14 protein-coding genes are annotated in these 15,920 nt (G+C 37.6%); 9 read left to right on the top strand and 5 right to left on the bottom strand.

Translation table 11 applies throughout. The features are described 5' to 3' along the window. Positions 1-170: 170 nt before the first annotated feature. The 3 genes from LQ777_RS29210 to LQ777_RS29200 are packed head-to-tail and all read right to left on the bottom strand — an operon-like array spanning position 171 to position 2,584. Positions 171-617 (bottom strand): ubiquitination-like system serine protease family protein, encoded by a 447-nt coding sequence (locus LQ777_RS29210; protein ID WP_232563848.1) that lies wholly within the window; start codon positions 615-617, stop codon positions 171-173. Further along, complete coding sequence (locus tag LQ777_RS29205) at positions 592-1,773, bottom strand: ThiF family adenylyltransferase (protein ID WP_232563847.1); 1,182 nt, start codon at positions 1,771-1,773, stop codon at positions 592-594. The genes LQ777_RS29210 and LQ777_RS29205 overlap by 26 nt, the downstream gene beginning before the upstream one ends. Beyond that, complete coding sequence (locus LQ777_RS29200) at positions 1,748-2,584, bottom strand: multiubiquitin domain-containing protein (RefSeq protein ID WP_232563846.1); 837 nt, start codon at positions 2,582-2,584, stop codon at positions 1,748-1,750. Before LQ777_RS29200 ends, LQ777_RS29205 begins: the two co-directional genes overlap by 26 nt. Positions 2,585-2,975: 391 nt before the next feature. On the opposite strand from LQ777_RS29200, the gene LQ777_RS29195 reads away from it, so the two are divergent. Genes LQ777_RS29195 through LQ777_RS29170 form a run of 6 tightly spaced genes read left to right on the top strand, consistent with a single transcriptional unit; the run spans position 2,976 to position 9,131 of the window. Continuing rightward, positions 2,976-3,581 carry an RNA polymerase sigma factor gene (locus LQ777_RS29195; protein ID WP_232563845.1) on the top strand — a complete coding sequence of 202 codons (606 nt, stop codon included), beginning with the start codon at positions 2,976-2,978 and terminating at the stop codon, positions 3,579-3,581. Next, positions 3,578-4,123, top strand: coding sequence for a hypothetical protein (locus tag LQ777_RS29190; protein ID WP_232563844.1), 546 nt, complete (start codon positions 3,578-3,580; stop codon positions 4,121-4,123). The genes LQ777_RS29195 and LQ777_RS29190 overlap by 4 nt, the downstream gene beginning before the upstream one ends. Before the next feature lie 4 nt (positions 4,124-4,127). Beyond that, on the top strand, positions 4,128-5,129 hold the full coding sequence (locus tag LQ777_RS29185; protein ID WP_232563843.1) for a PD-(D/E)XK nuclease family protein: 1,002 nt from the start codon (positions 4,128-4,130) through the stop codon (positions 5,127-5,129). Beyond that, complete coding sequence (locus LQ777_RS29180; RefSeq protein ID WP_232563842.1) at positions 5,080-7,569, top strand: argonaute/piwi family protein; 2,490 nt, start codon at positions 5,080-5,082, stop codon at positions 7,567-7,569. Before LQ777_RS29185 ends, LQ777_RS29180 begins: the two co-directional genes overlap by 50 nt. A 3-nt stretch (positions 7,570-7,572) precedes the next feature. Then, on the top strand, positions 7,573-7,971 hold the full coding sequence (locus LQ777_RS29175) for a hypothetical protein (RefSeq protein WP_232563841.1): 399 nt from the start codon (positions 7,573-7,575) through the stop codon (positions 7,969-7,971). After that, positions 7,968-9,131: a hypothetical protein gene (locus LQ777_RS29170; protein WP_232563840.1), complete on the top strand. Its 1,164-nt coding sequence runs from the start codon at positions 7,968-7,970 to the stop codon at positions 9,129-9,131. The genes LQ777_RS29175 and LQ777_RS29170 overlap by 4 nt, the downstream gene beginning before the upstream one ends. Here the strand turns inward: LQ777_RS29170 and LQ777_RS29165 are convergent. Further along, positions 9,128-9,967 (bottom strand): HNH endonuclease family protein, encoded by an 840-nt coding sequence (locus LQ777_RS29165; protein ID WP_232563839.1) that lies wholly within the window; start codon positions 9,965-9,967, stop codon positions 9,128-9,130. The two genes, LQ777_RS29170 and LQ777_RS29165, sit on opposite strands and share 4 nt — an antisense overlap. Next, the gene (locus LQ777_RS29160; protein WP_232563838.1) at positions 9,964-11,217 is read right to left on the bottom strand and encodes an AAA family ATPase; all 1,254 of its coding nucleotides are present in this window, start codon (positions 11,215-11,217) and stop codon (positions 9,964-9,966) included. The genes LQ777_RS29165 and LQ777_RS29160 overlap by 4 nt, the downstream gene beginning before the upstream one ends. Positions 11,218-11,365: 148 nt before the next feature. Here LQ777_RS29160 and LQ777_RS29155 point away from each other — a divergent pair, with 148 nt between their 5' ends. From LQ777_RS29155 to LQ777_RS29145, 3 genes are all read left to right on the top strand, one after another. After that, positions 11,366-13,879 (top strand): DEAD/DEAH box helicase, encoded by a 2,514-nt coding sequence (locus LQ777_RS29155; protein WP_232563837.1) that lies wholly within the window; start codon positions 11,366-11,368, stop codon positions 13,877-13,879. 73 nt (positions 13,880-13,952) lie between these two features. Next, positions 13,953-14,969, top strand: coding sequence for a ParA family protein (locus LQ777_RS29150; RefSeq protein ID WP_232563836.1), 1,017 nt, complete (start codon positions 13,953-13,955; stop codon positions 14,967-14,969). Beyond that, positions 14,966-15,841, top strand: coding sequence for an SIR2 family protein (locus LQ777_RS29145; protein WP_232563835.1), 876 nt, complete (start codon positions 14,966-14,968; stop codon positions 15,839-15,841). The genes LQ777_RS29150 and LQ777_RS29145 overlap by 4 nt, the downstream gene beginning before the upstream one ends. Positions 15,842-15,920 lie beyond the last annotated feature (79 nt).

The raw sequence follows: 15,920 nt of genomic DNA, 5'->3' as shown, positions 1-15,920 counted from the left end.
GTCAGGTAGGAGGAAAGGGTCGGAAACGGCCCATTTTGCGTTCAAAAAACCCGTTCAGTTTAATAGTTCACGCTATTTAAGAAGTTATTGAATTAACTGAACGGTTTATTACTAAGCAAAACCCACTATTGATCAATCGCGTCGATTGATCAATAGTGGGTTTTGCTTATTTACAGCCCAAATTTGTGGCGGAGTTTTTGCCAAAAACCTAAAACAGGTTCTTGTTCAACAGGTGTAAATTCACTTTTAGCAGAAACCTCTGAAGGCTCATCTACATCACTGAAATGGAGTTGTTTTGTAATTTGGTCTTTACGCCTTCCGGCCTCAATTTCTTCTTGAGACCACTGTCCAGCCCATTGTATTTTACCACGCTTTATCCAGTAATGCGATTGGCAGTCGAAGCTCCAGTTGCCAATTGATGGGCTTAGCGAGACTGTTTCCCCATTAAATGCAAGCTCCCAGTCAGTTGGCGTAAAGGGCGTAACCACTTTATTGCCACAGCCACACACGCAATTGTGTGTGGCTGTGCAATAATCGATGGAGATATAAATAATGCCGTCCTCCAACGATTCGGGTATGAACTTGACAAAACTAGGCTGCAAGATCCTGGTCTTCATTGAACAGCTCAGCTAAATTGACCGAATACACACTGTGGAACTCTCTTTCAGAATCCTGATAGAAACCACATAGCTTTTTCCATTTAATCACCGCCAGTACGGCATTGAGCATGTTCAATTCAGCAATCTGAATATTTGAAGCATACTCATTGTCGCCCTGCTCTCCAGCTGGTAGCCTAAGTTGCAAGTGATCATATTTAGCCTTTGTCGAAGAGGTTACTCGAATCTGACCAACTAAACCATCGCCTGATATATTGACCCCTAAGCCAACATCAATAAATGAACGTTGCTCTTTGCGCAGGTAATCCGCAATACTGATTCTAGCGTTATTATTATCGACAGAAACAAAAGCGAAACCCATCTCGCCCAATTCATGGACGTTTTCATTAGTGATATAATACGGATGTGGTATGATTCGCTTATGCATGTTCGAATAAATGTCCGCATAATAGTCGACTTTCATCGGCTGCTGATTCAGTTGGCTAATCGAAGCCGCTCCTGGAGATCGAAAGGCGTTATGTGTTTGTAATACATCGCCATCAAATATGTGGATCTCCTGAACAGGAGTCTTCGCCAGAGCGTCGAGAATATAAGCCCCGGTGCCCCCTAAGCCAATGATTGCGATCTTTTGCCCTGCCAGTTTTGCATTGATCGGGTAAATATTCGCCCGACTCGTGTTCGTATCGACATACTGAAAGGTTGACTCGTCAGCTTCAGTTGCAATAACCTTGAATGTCTTTTCGGTTACATTATCATAGCGTGATTTCGCAGGTGCCGATATAATATCGGCATACCTAGAAATTTTATGATAATAATCCGTATAACCATCAGGGGGCTTGTTCGAGAACGAATAATTCAACGTGACATCGGGAAATAACGCCTGATTTAGCGTAGCATGTTGAATAGACGTAATCAATTGGCCTTCCTTGGTACATGGATATTCACCCATGAAATGAATCACATGATAGCTTGGCTTCGCTATTCTATCTCCGCTCAGGGTGAGATCGGTAATTAATGTACCGAATAGGAGTTCTCCTTTCGCATTCAGGTAGGGGATTTGGTGGATAAGTAAATACCCACCTTTAATCTCTAATGCGTAGCCTTCGTCGGCAAGGCGTTTTAGATCTGGGCTATGATTTATCAGTTGGTGTAGCATCGAATTTCATCTCATTTTTTACGTGAACACTATCCCCTTTTACCATAACACCCTTTGGCTTCTGCTTTGGCCCGTTTGTAAACGTAACCGTATAGGCTCTATTCACATCATCGGAGTAGCTGCCAAACGCCAGAATAATGACCTGCTCAAATGAAATTGTCGGCTGCTTCCAGGATTTCAGTTGTGCGTTAATGACCAAGCTATAAACTGATGGTTGCTTCGAAATGAAGGCTTCTTTTCCAGGTCTCGCTAAATCAACGTTTGCTCCTTTAGCGATCAACTCATCCTCAAATGGTGGCTTGATTTTCAAGTAAACCTCATCATCCTCGTCGATCTTACCCAACGCCTTTATTTCCGGCTCACTGATATATTGTTTATACCAGATGAACGGTGCGCCATTGATCGTAAAGGGCAGCTTCTTTTTGACATAGAAATACTCAAGACCAGGCCTGGCCAAATCAACCTTCGTACTATTTTCAATCAATTCATCAGTCCAGGGGTGAACTATAGATAGATACAGATCCGTATCCAGTGGGATACCTGCCTGTTGCTTAAGCTCTTTACCTGTCATGTACTGCTGAAAGCTTTGAAACGTCTGGCCTTCAATTACAAATTCTAAAAATGGAGGCTTGGGTCCTGCTGGGACCATGGCATTGTGATTTGATAACATTGTGTTAAATTTTTTAAATTGACCAATAGAATTTTTGGCAAACAGTCTATTGCTGAAGCCCTTATGGCACGTAGCCACATTATTGAAAATTCCTTTTAGCGGTGTTTCGAAAAATTTAGTGAACAATGCAGGCCCAGACATGATAGGACTATCATACCCAGTTTGAAACCACGGGAAGACTTGGAGAATATAAAAGGAGAATGTAACTTTGAAGTGCGAAGTCTATGTTACCCAAGAGCTTGCTAAGCTTTTGGACTCTTTTATAATTCTCCTAGCCAGGTAGTTTCTGCCTGGTTTTTTTATTTCAACTCGTTTAGGAGTTATAGATCAATCTGCACGCACTATTGGTCTCGTTCAGGTACACTATCTACCTATAACCTTGCGCTAATGCTGATCTATCTAGTAGCCTATCCGTGTGATTGGCCTTCAACTTAACTATGATTTGGGGTTACAATACATCGTAAATTTTATGACCTCTAAGATGTCTGTAACCTAAAATCATATTACTAATTGAAAGCCTATTTAACATCAAATGACAACCTACGAAGACATAGCCGAGCAACTTCGTCAACCACTTCCTCAACTTATGGAATGGCTGTACGAGCGGTACGCTAAAAAATGGTATGGCTTAGCCGTTAGTAAGTGGCATCTCGATCCAGATACGGCTTGGGAGATTATTTACCAAACGTTAGATACCCTAATTGCGAAGCGGGCAATACTGCCAACCACACCCAAGGCCCATTTTGAAAATTACATTTTAAAAGTATATGTCAACTGCTTAAAGCAGCATTTAAGAGAGCAAGCACGGTTAGATGAAATTTTTCAGATTGTTCCGTTGGAAATAGATCCATCAGAATCATTAGACGAGGAACCGAATGAAATTGACTTTAATATCGGTGAGGATGTTTTTGACCAGTTTCATGAGCACGACGATCTGCAAAGCTTAAATCTAATCCGATTAGAAAAGGCATTGGCCAAACTAGATGATACTGATCGAAGTCTGCTTTTACTCAAAGTTCAGCAGTTTTCCTATGATGAGATTGCTTCTATGCTTGGTATAGAAAATAATCAACTCAAAGTGCGTCATCATCGTGCCAAACAAAAACTTATTAACCTGTATAACCAAGCCGAGTCATGAAACCTATTAACAACTTAGATGAAAGTCTACGGCTGCTCCAGCTTCTAAAGCCCGAGCTATATTGGCCTAAACAAGTACAAGAAGTAGACTACGAAACTACTTTATCCGATGCACGTCGCAAAGAGCTATTTGATTCATTGTTAAAGAAACATCAATTAACCTTTGGACAGTTATTATCTCAACAGCTCCAGAGCGCTACCCAATCAGTACCAGCGCTAGCCGAGCACTTAGATTTACCTGATGAAGTAGTAAATCATATGCTTAGTGATCAAGTTCATCCAGCAACGGTGCCCATTGTGATCATGAGGGACTTGCTTAACCAGTTATCCATATCTTATGAAATGGCTAAAACTGCGATCTGGAAAACGGTAAATGTTTTAAAATCTCGCCAACAGGACCAAATAGGTAACTTTGGATTAGCAGCTCGTAAGCAACTCGCCAATGATTCCCCTATAATGGGACAGAGTCAAACCAATTATGTTGGTGATGATGAGGCCACTAGTCAATATCTAGATCGTTTAGCTGAATTTATGCAACCTTAAGCCGATGAGATGGACCTACACTGAAAGTAATACATTCAGGCAGTGTCGACGAAAATTCTACTTCAGTCAGCTGCTGGCTAATTTTCATTATACTTCACCATTACGTCGTAAAGCTTTTGAATTGGGTAATGCGCAGGATTTTAAAATGTGGCAAGGGTCAGTAGTTGATAAAATATTGGCTCAGCGTATTATACCTTCTTTAAAAGAAAATGGTGAATTTAATATTGAGCAATTTGCAGAAGAAGCTGTTTCGCTAGCTAAAGCTCAATTTACCTTCTCGGAGCAGGGACATTATAAAACCAATACAAAAAGTAGTGTTGGTGCAGAGTACTGCGTGTTAAACGTCCACGAATTAATGGAAGATTATAGTACAGAAAAGCTAGAAGAAGTGTATACAACGATTCGGAAAGCTATTTTAAATCTTCCTAATATTTTAATGCCAGATGGAGAGCCATTACTTGATTACCTGGGGCGTGCATACTTTTTACTCCCAGATGTGTCGAAACGTGGCGTTTGGATTGAGAAGGCCTGGGTTTGCCCTCAAATCGATTTACTGGCTTACATCGACTATAAACCAGTTGTAATTGACTGGAAGGTATCTGTCAGCGAGACTAGCGATTACTCTCGTCAATTAATGATTATCGGCCTAGTATTATATAGAGAGCGAAATTTCAAGATGATATCCCGTAAGCCATATCACTATAATGATATCCGGCTACTAGAAGTAAACTTAATAAAAGGGAAAGTCCGTGAGCATACACTGACGCAGGAACGGGCTAATGAAATTTTAGACGAGATCTATCTAACCAGTGAAGACATTCGCTGTCTGACCAGAGATCGCCCCTTTAGAGATTTACCCATTACAGATTTTGGCGTTAATGAGTTTGGGGGTTATATCTGCGATACATGTCCGTTTTACTCGCTTTGTAGCTTTATGAATCTTAATAATAACAAATATGATGAACAAGCATACACTCAGTACGTTCGAGATTGCCAATGTGCATGATATTGACTTTTCCTATAAACTGATCCCAACTTCACTGCCTTTCACTTTAGGAAGTGATGCTGACCGCTATCGGGAATTACAGAATATGGCTCGTAAGGTTCGGTCAGAGACTCAAGGACCTGCTGTCATTGTTACACGAGAAGGAAAAAAATTTATTGCTATACCTGCCGATCGACAGTTAAAGGGAGATATAGTATGTAAGACGCTATTTGGTGTTCAACGATTGAGCTTGGCTTCTAATGCGATCGCCTATTCATTAAAAATTAAAGGTTGTTCTGATGAAGAGCTTGAGTTAATTATACAGTTTCTAGAGTTCGAAATTAGACGTCAAATCAAAGCACTGGGGTTTCTTGTTGAAGACAAAGCAGGGCGCTTCTTTTTTAAAACAAATAAGTTTTCGCCACCCGCTGCGACTATCGAGATGTTAGAGGGGTTTGGTATGAAAGTCATCGCAGACGGGCCGGATCGTCTATTTATCTGTTTAGATATTATTTATCGATATGTTGGCAAACAACGACTTTCCGAAATTATTAACATCCGAAATGTAAATCGCTTACAACATATACTCTTGCGCCGGCGTAAGATCGGTCTACGTGTGTTAATGATGTTTGGTGATTACTGGTATCCAGTAGAAATTATCAGTTTCGGTAATCGAATTGATCAACAAGAATTTGAAGATAAACAAGGGAATATTCGTAACGTTTATGAATATACGTTAACTGAGACGAAGCACCATCGATTTGATGTTAAGTCCTTAGTCAAGCCTGAAGACTTATCAGTAATCTATTGTTATCCTGGACGTCGAGGCTCAATGTCACCTCGTCATGGTGCAGCCTCTTTAATGCGGATTTTGTATGATACGCATGACAATGATGTAAAATCGTTGCATCGTCAAGCTATTTTGCCTACACCTAAGCGCTTTGGTCGAATTGATCAAAAAATCAAATTATTGAAACGGCTTACGTTCAATAACAAGCCGTTAACAATTACACCAGAGCCTACCAATGAAACGCTTCGAGAGCTTCGTATTCCAAGTTTAAAGTTTGCAGGAAATCATATTTTCCAGATAGGCCGATTGTATGATGAAAACAAATTGACGCTTCAATGTTTAGGAGAGCAACGACGGAAGTGGATTCAGAAATATGGTTTTCTCGGAGGGCTGGATGATTCTCCTCAGTATTTGTTTATGCCAGAATCATCCAATGACTTTGAAGTAAAAGAAGACATGCTGACGGCCTTTCAAGCAGATTTCGTTCGAAATACTTCTCGGTTAGCATCCACTTTTACTGATTTTAACGATGTTATCAAATTTAAGTTTGATTCTAACTTGTCCGCTACGGAGCAAGTTAAGCTTATCGAACAGGCAGCCGATGAAGCAGGGGTTACAGCAGGTAGAGCTTTGGTTATATTACCAAGTCTCGGACGAAGGACAACACATCTTATTCGCCAATTACATCATTGCTTGAAAAAGAAATTTGCGGAACGCGACCTGCTCTTTCAGAGTGCATCCTACGAGCGGATAGCTGGTTTTTATGAAGCATTTGCCGATGCAGATGCAGGCGTCGAGTATCGACTGGCTAACTCTGAAGAATCGTATAAGTTTGAATCGTACCTGTTTTATTTGAGTGTCGCTTATTTATTAGTGAATCGCGTTTTTCCTTATGCACTAGAGAAACCATTAAATTATGACATTTATATTGGTGTAGATGTTCATGATCGGAATGGAGGTTTAGTCTTTTTCTATCGAAACGGAGAAAATATTTTCTTCGATACATTCGATGTCCCTCCTAAAAATAAGCACACTCGTTCTGAGAAATTAACAGAACAACAGTTATATGATAAAATTTATGCAAAATTAAAGCGGCATATTCCCATGGTCTGTCAAAATCCAAATGGTATTATTTTGGAACGCGACGGTCGAAGCCATGGCAACGAAGTATCAGCTTTGTTACGGGTAATCAACGACTTGCATAATGAGGGATTACTAGATAAAAATACAATAAAGTGGGCTGTTGTGGATGTTCATAAGCAAAGTTCAATCCCTTTACGGGTAGCTTATAACTATAATCCAGAGCGCCCAATGGAGCTACCTCGTATTGGCACAGTCAAACGACTTGGTCCGGATGGCCATGATGCGTTTTTGTTCAACACTGGTTTTCCATTTAAAATCAGAGGTTCAGTTAGACCTTTGCACCTAAACTTCGTTGAAGGCACGGCTGACTTTGATAAAATTATCGAAGATGTTTTTGCTCAAACTATGCTAGCCTTTACGGCACCAGATCGTCCAAGTGCGCTGCCGATTACGATTAAATTGCTAGATATGTTTTTAGAACCAATCTCCTACACAGAACAGGATTGGTTACCAATGAATGACATACCTACTGATTTACAAATGGATGATGTAATCGATGATATTTACGATGATGAAGAAACCAGCTAATATATGAGCGAAATTGGTTATATCTACAACCGTTACGAGTTGCTTGCACAGACCATTCAACTCTTTAATGATGCAGTGTTGCTCTTGAAAAAAGAATGGCTGCTTCGTCAAGCAGATACTCGTCAGAAGTATCCCAATTTATCCGTTGATCCTGATAATCTGGCTTTAGCGCGTTCATTTGTTGTTGAAATGCTTAAGTCGGAAGCGGAAGAAGGAGAATTACTTACGCATTTATCAGGAAAACCAAACCTACCAAGTCGTCAGGAAATAGCAGATGTTCGAGCGATTATTCAACAAAATAGAATATTGCAGCCCAAACATTTTGACATACTAAGCCGGGTTCTAGAAATCCTAGATGGAGAACGGTCTATTTTGTTTCGAAAATTACGTACTAGTACATGAGTCGAATATTAGAAGGCGCTTTTCATGATCTACTGTCACGCATAAAAAAGTTAAGTAATCGGTTAATCGATGCAAAAATCGAGAAAAATCTTGACGCAAAATTTATCCGGCGAACACATGATTTATTGGATAGCTTAAGCTTAAAAGTTCAAAAAGTTATTAATAATGAACAACTGGATGCACCATTTTTAGCAGATGACTATCTGAGGAATTTTCGACAACTAAATGATGAATGTACAGAAATTGAGACATATCGTTGTTTAATTATTCATAGTTTTGGAGATGCGGAAATCTATTTCAATAAATTGATCCGTCGCATTTTTTCTGAGATTCGCTATGTCGGCAATCGCCCTATACCGCTATTAACAACCTCGACAGCCCCACAAAATTATTACTGGGTGCATACCAAGCATGATCTAATTGGGGTTCCACCAGGAGAGGAACATAATTTATTACATATACCTGATATATATCATGAAATAGCCCACATCATTTTTTTAATTGCACAAACTTCCCTGAATTATAATTGGGTAATAGGAAGGTTTCCCCAGGATGTAACAACTTATTTTACCAATAGGAAATTCTTAGCTGAAGAGCGTAACCAGCCACGTGAGTATATTACTAAGCTGGACACATGGCATGACATGTGGATAAAACCAGAAAAATCGAAATGGTTAGAAGAATTTGCCTGTGATTTAATTGCTACCTATTTAGTTGGTCCAGCTTATGCATGGACTCATCTCAAACTCGTTATTTCAGAAGGAAAGGCAACATATGATTTATATAATATAACGTCTGAAAACCATCCTGCTGATGAGGCTCGTATGCGAGCAATAAGATACATGCTTTTTGAGCTTGGGCAGTCAGATGCTATTAATCAACTCGATCAGGCTTGGGATTTAGTATTGCAAACCTATAAAAAGAAGCCTACTTATTATGATAGTGTGTATCCTGATGAACTATTGGAAAAATTTGCTCAAACAGTTTACCGAGCTTGCAGCAAACAAACACTCCAGTCTTATCGACAGCAAATAGAGCAACAAGACCCTCCTTTATCTGCTTTATTGAATGAAGCTTGGATGAAATTACATGCTAGTCCTGACACCTATGCAAGTTGGGAAAAACAGACCATATTAGAACTTAGACGTGAATTAGATTAGGGTCTATAAAGACGATCGAAGTATCTGATCATACCGGCAAATGGTGCAGAATTATGTTTCATAGATTCAATCGCAGCCTCTGCCCTTTCTCGAGTTAATAGACTTATACCCGTGTCTTCTAGAGTCAATCGATACACATCATATAAATTATAAAAGAAGAAGCGTAGTTCCTTTAATTCCTTTCGATTCAACCCGTAAAGCGTTTCTGCATACAAAACAAAAGGAACTGCGTTGTCATCAACTGGGACCATGCTAACTTGCTTTAAAATTGGATCGACTTTCCAGGCATAGTATTCGTCAGGATTATCAAAGTAGGGATTGAGTAAATAGGGACGTTCTAATTGATGTTGAAAAATAAAATCAGCCATAGGCATTCCATCTGCATCCGTAAAGGGATCAGGGGCAGTAGAACGAGCCAAATCTTCTAATTCAGCGTCGGTGGTAGTTGTTGTGAGAATGGGGATATTTAAGGGAATACCTGCTATAGGAAATTCATCCCGTTTAAATACCTCATTACAAATTTGACAGGATACTAAATAGTTATCGTAGCAATAAGCTAACCACCAGTAAATACTCTTTGGGCGATAATGCTCTACGTCGCCGTGGGCTACTAGCTTTGTGGTTGCTTCACAATAAGCACACTTGTTAACAGTCTCAAACCACAATTGCTCCTTTACAATCGTCCATCTACTCGATATGAAATTATGTTTACCTTCACCGGCCAATAAGAATGCTCTGTGCTGTTTAAGTAGTTCAACAGTCCATTGAAATCGCCTATTACCCCTAAAATTTGCAGGTATAACTAATTCATCTCGTTGCCTAATTAAAGTAATCATTCCCCCTTGCGCGCTTTTAGTTCTGCCTGGATATCGCGTAATAAATCAATTTGATCTGGCTCATAAACCATGTTTGATCGCTGAGTTTGCGGCAATTGGTTAATTTGCTCCGCAAGTTCATGAAGCTCTTGCGGAGGAGTCTCTTTCCTGTTTCTTAAGGTTTCGTAATCCTTTTTAAGCTGTTCAACTGCAAGTGATTCATCTGAATCTACGTCGAAGGCAGGCGACATTAGTAATTGATGGAGTAGTAACCGGTCAGGGGCACCCCGAAATGCTTCCAAAACAATCCTTTGGTCAGCTACTTGCTTGAGGGAGTACAATTCACCTTGCCGAGCCTGTTGTGCAAGTAAAGGCGAATGAGTAGTGGCAATTAGCTGAAAATAAGGTAGTTTGTAGCGAATAAAGTCAAATACTTTCCGCTGCCAGTTAGGATGTAAATGCAAATCAATTTCGTCAATTAAGAGCAAACCACGCGCTTTTAGGGGTGATTGGTAATCATTAAATGTGTTGCTTATTCGGTAAAACAGATCACCAAGCCAAGCAACCATATTCTGATATCCATCACTGAGCAAGTGGAGAGGGACAAACTCATTTCCTTGACGAAAAATCAGTTGTCCTTTTTCCTTATCAATTGAGTGAAATTTAATCGTAGGTAAAAAATCATTCAGCGACTCCCGAATAATATCTAAGCCTTTTCCATCAGTGCGATAGTCAACCTCCATCGCCCAAATTGTCAAAGGGTTCAACAAGTATTCCTGGTTAAATAGACTAGCAACATTGCTAGCTCTTTGCTGCTTAAACCCAAATTCAGCTCCTCGATTGAATGTTCCTCGATTTAGCCGGCGAAGTGGTCCATAACCTACAACAAAATAGTTTCGGGTAGCATGATTAAGAGCCCTATCTATTTCGTCAAGGTGATTTAAATTGTTTAGTATTATATCTTTTGCCGTATCACCTCGGTTTATGACAAGCTTTATATTTCGCTCTTGCCCCTCTTGAGTTACAAGAGTAGCCTCTAATTGGGCAGTGCTTTTGGTGAAAGAGATCCAATCGTCTGGAGTATCAATTAACTCATTGATTGCGTCACTACCAGCCGTTACCAATGCGATTGCCCGTAGTAAATTGGTTTTGCCTACACCATTCTCACCCAATACAAGCGTTTGTTTTCGATTGTTTCCAATTTCATCAAAAGCCATCTCAAGATCGTCGATACCCCTAAGGTGCTGAATATGAATGCGTTTCAAAAACATAAGTATAGGTTTCGCTCTAAACGCCGAATCAATCAATAAGAGAACGTAAGGTACTTAATAAGTATATGGTGTTGCAACAGGTTAACTTGTCAAGTTGATTATTTTTTTGAATATTACACCAAAATCACCTTTCCTACACCCCTCCCATATGATTGATTTCAGCAAAAAACTTGGAGCAAACGCGCTAGCCAAAAAGACAGATCCAGTTGAAATTTACGATTTGCTAGATAGAGCAAGTGACAAAGGACCATTAAGACCAGCTCAACACAATGTTCTAAAGAATTGGTTCGATAACTATCGAACAAAAAAGGATGTCATAATAAAGTTACATACTGGACAAGGTAAAACATTAATTGGCCTTTTATTATTACAGTCTAGGTTAAATGAAGGAAAAGGACCATCTCTGTATTTATGTCCAAATAAATATTTAGTTGAACAGACATGCGAACAAGCAAAACAGTTTGGTGTCAAATATTGCCATATAGATACTAATAACAATATACCACATGAATTCTGGGAAAATAAATCTATTTTAATAGCACATGTTCAATTATTATTTAATGGAAAAACAAAATTTGGATTAAAAAATTCGTCCTTACCTGTTGGTTCAATAGTATTAGATGATTCTCATGCATGTATAGATACGATCCAAGAAGCATTTACGATAAGAATAAAAAAGGAGCATAACGTATTTGAAAAATTATTGACTCTTTTCGATGCGGATTTAGAAGGACAAGGTTTAGCAAAATTAGAGGAAATTAAACTTGGAGAATATGAAGCGCTACTACCTGTACCCTACTGGGCATGGCAGGAAAAATACAAAGATGTTGTTTCAATATTAGTTGAAAAAAAAGCAGATTATCAATTTAGCTGGGAATTAGTAAAAGATGTTATACAAGATTGTCAATGTGTATTTTCAGGTTCAGGCGTAGAGATAACTCCATATAGAAATCCAATAGAACAGTTTGGCTCTTTTTACAAAGCATCTCATAGAGTCTTTATGTCTGCAACAACGAACAATGATTCATTTTTCATAAAAGGGTTAGACTTATCTATTGACACAATTAGGAAACCGATAAAGTATGATCTTGAAAAGTGGTCAGGAGAGAAAATGATTCTTATACCTTATCTATTTAATTATAGCACTAATAGAAATGATATTGTTAATACATTTGCGAAACCAAACCCAAGTAGAAAATATGGTATTGTAGGATTGACCCCAAGTCAATACTTTTCGAAGCTTTGGCAAATATGTGGTGCTACAGTTTCAGAGTCAATAGAAACTCAAATTAAATTATTAAAAGAGCAACGCTATGAAAATACAATAGTGTTTTCTAATAGATATGATGGTATAGACTTAGCAGATGATATGTGTCGAATCCTCATATTGGATTCAAAACCTTATGCTACGACTTTAATAGATAGATACCACGAGAGCTGCAGAACAAATAGTAAAGTAACAGATGTTAAAATTGCTCAAAAGATAGAGCAAGGGCTAGGCCGTGCTGTTAGAGGTGAAAAAGATTATTGTTGTATACTTTTGATTGGAGATGAATTAATAAAAAACTTTAGAACGAAGTCTTTAAATCAATACTTTTCGGCTCAAACGAACAAGCAGATAGAGATTGGTTTAGAAACTATTGAATTCGCGGTCAAAGAAACTGGTATTACAGATGACTACATTGCCCTAAAAGAGTTGATAAACTTGGTCATTAATAGAGACGAAAATTGGAAGAAATTTTATAAGGAAAAAATGGATTTAATTGAACCAAACAAAGAAGACAATGATTTGCTTGAATTGTTTGAATTAGAAAAAAAGGCAGAAGAAAAATATAGAGATGGAGAGCCTGAAGCTGCTGTAAAACATATTCAGTCAATAATAGATAAACATTTAGGGGGAGATAATAAAGATGAACGTGGGTGGTATTTACAAGAAATGGCGAGGTATTTGTATAATGAAAGTAAAATCAAATCAAATGATTTACAACTTTCTGCATATAAAATTAATAGATACTTATTGAAACCTACACAAGGGGTACAATTCCAAAAGTTAAAGTTAAATAAATCAAGACTTGAAAATATTAAAAATTGGATTTCAAAATTTGATTCTTATGAAGAATTAAAACTTGAGGTTAATGATATATTGGGAAAGCTAAGCTTCGGTGTTAAAGCTGACAAATTTGAACAAGGAATAAATAATTTAGGAGAAGCACTTGGTTTTGCGAGTGAACGGCCAGATAAAGAGCATAAAAAAGGCCCAGATAATCTTTGGAATGTACGAGCATCTGAATATATATTATTTGAATGCAAGAACGAAGTAGACGAAAACCGGGCTGAGATTAATAAACATGAGACTGGCCAAATGAATGTTTCTTGCGCTTGGTTCAAAGATAACTATGCTGGAGAAACCGTAAAGAACATTATGGTTATTCCGACTAAAAATATATCAGCCCATGGTGCTTTTAGTCAAGAAGTTGAGATATTAAATAAAAGAGGTTTGAAAAAATTAAATAATAATGTTGATCGTTTTTTCAAGGAATTTAAAGATTTTGATATTCATACTTTGACTGATCAACAGATTGATTCTTTCTTGGTCGCACATACATTAACTGTTGAAAATATACTTAATGAATATACAATTAAACCCTACCAATTAAGATGAATTCATCAAAATAAATTATTGAAAATTTTCCAGCTAGTAAATTTATAGTAAACGAATTAACCAAACAGTACCTATGAGATCAATTGCGATATTTAACAATAAAGGTGGAGTTGGAAAAACTACATTGTTATGCAATTTGGCTGCTCACTATGCTATTAATGAAAACAAAAAAGTAGTAATTATTGATGCAGACCCGCAAAGTAATTCAACTTTGTATATGATTGATGATGAAGCTACTTTAAAACTATATAACAAAGGATCTGGAACGTTGAATGATATCTTTAGCGCACTTAAAAGAAAAGATCAATATTATACTAAAAGTTTGCCAATTGTAAAAAGTTCAAAATTTCACGTTGATATAATTCCTGGAGATCCTCAGGTGTCAACTTTTGAAGATTACTTGAGTAAAGATTGGTTTGATGGAATTGAAAAAGGAACCTCGAGGGCTTTGCGTACAACTATGATTTTTAAAGATCTTCTTTTTAAACTTGAATCATTAGAATATGATTTAGCCTTTTTTGATTTAGGTCCATCATTAGGCGCAATAAACAGAGCAGTACTATTATCAAGCGACTTTTTCTTAATCCCAATGTCAGCAGATATATTTAGTTTAAAAGCAATAAATAATATTGAAATAACACTTGGAGACTGGAGGACTAATTTTGCGAAGGGATTACAAGCTTATAAACAACAGGAGGGAGAGCCTTATGAGATTCAAAGTAAAGAGATATTTTCAGATTTAAAATTTGCTGGATATGTTACTCAACAATATATTGCTAAAATGAAGGATGGACAACGGCAAGCAGTCGGTGCTTTTGAACGTATAATTAAGCAAATTCCAAATACAATCGAAAAACAGTTGATTCCATTATTTAATCCTGATAGTCAACTTCAAAGTATCTCATATAATTTAGGTGAGATTCCTAATTTATATAGTCTTATACCATTTTCTCAATCATCAAACGCACCAATATTTTCATTAGGAAAAGAGGAGGGAATAGTTGGAGCGCATTTTTCAAAAGTGAAAGAATATGGTGATTTGCTTAATGATATTGCTAATAAACTCTCCTTGAATCTCATAATGCTATGATAGTTTGGCCTAAAAATATCATCGATGACATTGCACTTCGTAAGAGTGTCATTGTGTTAGGTTCAGGGGTATCAGCCAATTCAGTAAACGCTGCAGGGCAAAGGCCGAAAACTTGGAAAAGTTTTTTAGAGACTGGTTGTGCCCATATTGCTGATCTGAAAGTAAAACGGGAAGTACTGAAATTAATATCTCAAAATGATTTTCTAACAGCTTGTGAAATTTTAAAAACTACTTTAGGTAGTTTTATATTTAATAATTTTGTTATCAGTGAGTATCAAGCGCCAGGCTATCAACCTGCCAGCATTCATGAAACTATATATAGATTAGATTCTAAAATTGTTATAACACCAAACTTTGATAATATTTATGATCGTTATGCATCTACAACCTCTGCCGGTACTGTTACAGTTAAAGAACATACTGATGATGATATTGTTGAGGCATTAAGGATAAATAAAAGGTTGATCTTGAAAATACACGGCAAAGTTGAAACTCCTAATAATCTCATTTTTACTAGAGAGTCTTATGCGCAGGCACGACAGAAATACAAGTCTATGTATGAGGTCTTAGATGCATTATTGATTACCCATACGTTCTTGTTTTTAGGTTGTGGTACAAATGATCCTGATATTAGATTACTTTTAGAGGATTACAGACACAGATTCAGAAATTCTGGAGATCATTATTTCGTATTATCAAAAACGAGTGCTTCTCCTTCAGTGAAGAATATTCTAGAGCAAACTTTGAAAATTAAATTATTGGAATACTCAACTATTGGAGGGGCCCATACAGTTTTGCTTAATTCATTAGTAAATTTAGCAGATCAAGTGGAGGCTACGCGTACTGAAATTGCTCTTACGCAAGGTTGGTAGTTATAAGTGATATATGTGTATAGTTTGCAAGTGTAGCTAAATAATTGATTAAATATTTTATTTAGTTGATTAAACCTAA

The organism is Spirosoma oryzicola (assembly GCF_021233055.1).
Taxonomy (GTDB): Bacteria; Bacteroidota; Bacteroidia; order Cytophagales; family Spirosomataceae; genus Spirosoma; species Spirosoma oryzicola.
This window is presented reverse-complemented; position numbering and strand designations above follow the sequence as displayed.

Bases quoted from the DNA above. Each gene is read 5' to 3' on its own strand.
- LQ777_RS29195 (WP_232563845.1), top strand. From the start codon at position 2,976: ATGACAACCTACGAAGACATAGCCGAGCAACTTCGTCAACCACTTCCT.
- LQ777_RS29205 (WP_232563847.1), bottom strand. From the start codon at position 1,773: ATGCTACACCAACTGATAAATCATAGCCCAGATCTAAAACGCCTTGCC.
- LQ777_RS29155 (WP_232563837.1), top strand. From the start codon at position 11,366: ATGATTGATTTCAGCAAAAAACTTGGAGCAAACGCGCTAGCCAAAAAG.
- LQ777_RS29210 (WP_232563848.1), bottom strand. From the start codon at position 617: ATGAAGACCAGGATCTTGCAGCCTAGTTTTGTCAAGTTCATACCCGAA.
- LQ777_RS29180 (WP_232563842.1), top strand. From the start codon at position 5,080: ATGATGAACAAGCATACACTCAGTACGTTCGAGATTGCCAATGTGCAT.
- LQ777_RS29165 (WP_232563839.1), bottom strand. From the start codon at position 9,967: ATGATTACTTTAATTAGGCAACGAGATGAATTAGTTATACCTGCAAAT.
- LQ777_RS29175 (WP_232563841.1), top strand. From the start codon at position 7,573: ATGAGCGAAATTGGTTATATCTACAACCGTTACGAGTTGCTTGCACAG.
- LQ777_RS29190 (WP_232563844.1), top strand. From the start codon at position 3,578: ATGAAACCTATTAACAACTTAGATGAAAGTCTACGGCTGCTCCAGCTT.
- LQ777_RS29150 (WP_232563836.1), top strand. From the start codon at position 13,953: ATGAGATCAATTGCGATATTTAACAATAAAGGTGGAGTTGGAAAAACT.
- LQ777_RS29200 (WP_232563846.1), bottom strand. From the start codon at position 2,584: ATGTCTGGGCCTGCATTGTTCACTAAATTTTTCGAAACACCGCTAAAA.
- LQ777_RS29160 (WP_232563838.1), bottom strand. From the start codon at position 11,217: ATGTTTTTGAAACGCATTCATATTCAGCACCTTAGGGGTATCGACGAT.
- LQ777_RS29170 (WP_232563840.1), top strand. From the start codon at position 7,968: ATGAGTCGAATATTAGAAGGCGCTTTTCATGATCTACTGTCACGCATA.
- LQ777_RS29145 (WP_232563835.1), top strand. From the start codon at position 14,966: ATGATAGTTTGGCCTAAAAATATCATCGATGACATTGCACTTCGTAAG.
- LQ777_RS29185 (WP_232563843.1), top strand. From the start codon at position 4,128: ATGAGATGGACCTACACTGAAAGTAATACATTCAGGCAGTGTCGACGA.